This window comes from Desulfosporosinus sp. I2 (assembly GCF_000960765.1).
In the GTDB taxonomy this organism is placed as follows: Bacteria; Bacillota; Desulfitobacteriia; order Desulfitobacteriales; family Desulfitobacteriaceae; genus Desulfosporosinus.
This window is the reverse complement of the sequence record NZ_JYNH01000290.1, coordinates 1-982: the sequence shown is the minus strand read 5'-3', so window position 1 is coordinate 982 and position 982 is coordinate 1. Positions and strand designations below refer to the sequence as shown.

Genomic DNA, 982 nt, shown 5'->3' with positions numbered 1-982 from the left:
ACCCGTTTGGTTACTTCCCTCCATTGACCCCATTCGTGCTTCTCTTTAAAAGCCTTGAGCTTTTTCTTTGGAATTAGTTTGTCTAAAAATAACTTGGGTACAGCCTCGCTATAGCCGTAGCCTCGTCTTGCAATGACTAACGCGGCTCCATTATGAACATCTAATCCATACTGATGACAATATTTATACAAGCCAATTTTGCTCGTGTATTGCGGTTTTACCTTAGAAAGCTCAACTCCTCGGCGTGAGCAACGTCTCTCTAGCATCCGAAGGAGTATGGCGTAGACAAACTGGCTTGATGCTCTTGCTAACTTCGTCGTAACATCGCGGTCATCTTTAAACTTTAAGTCTTCGGCAGCCATCCCGCATTGATGTTTTTCAGCTTTATTAACCGCGTCCCTCACTAGTTCGCCGCATAAGTTAAGTCTTCGATCACTACGACAGTCCGTCAATTCAGACTGTTTTAGATAGGCGTGACCTTGATAATTACCTTGTCTGCTCACTTTGGTGAGTCCAAAACCGTCAGGATTTGTATCTATGCCGATCATACTGAGATGAGCTGTGTAAATCACCTTGGCTTCAAGCTCTTCAAAGGTGATGTGAGCGTAATACTTACCGTCTCGTTTGAGCAACTCAACCTGATAAGCTTCTCCACGCTCTAGCGAGTCTATGAACAGTTGTCGATAGTTAAGTCCGTTGACTTTGCCTGTTTTTTTCGACAGCTTTTGTGGTAGATAAATTGGCATTAAAACCTTAACCGCTCGGTTCGTTGCTGTCTTTTCTAAGGTTGAGATTTCTAAATAGCTAATGCCTTCTTTGAAAACAACCCTTAGATTGGGATTGCCGCCTTTAGACTTATCTCCACGACTATAAAAGCGATCATTTCGGAAATCTTGCCATTCTTGCTTCGTGATTAGTCCTTTACAACGCCTGATAAACATGGCCTTCGTACCAAAGGTGACCGGCGGAAAGGTCTTTGTGG

The 982-nt window shown here is 43.5% G+C and carries 1 pseudogene; it reads right to left on the bottom strand.

What is annotated here, in order from left to right:
- Positions 1-941, bottom strand: a pseudogene (locus tag UF75_RS29545) (IS200/IS605 family accessory protein TnpB-related protein); the annotation flags it as partial.
- Positions 942-982 lie beyond the last annotated feature (41 nt).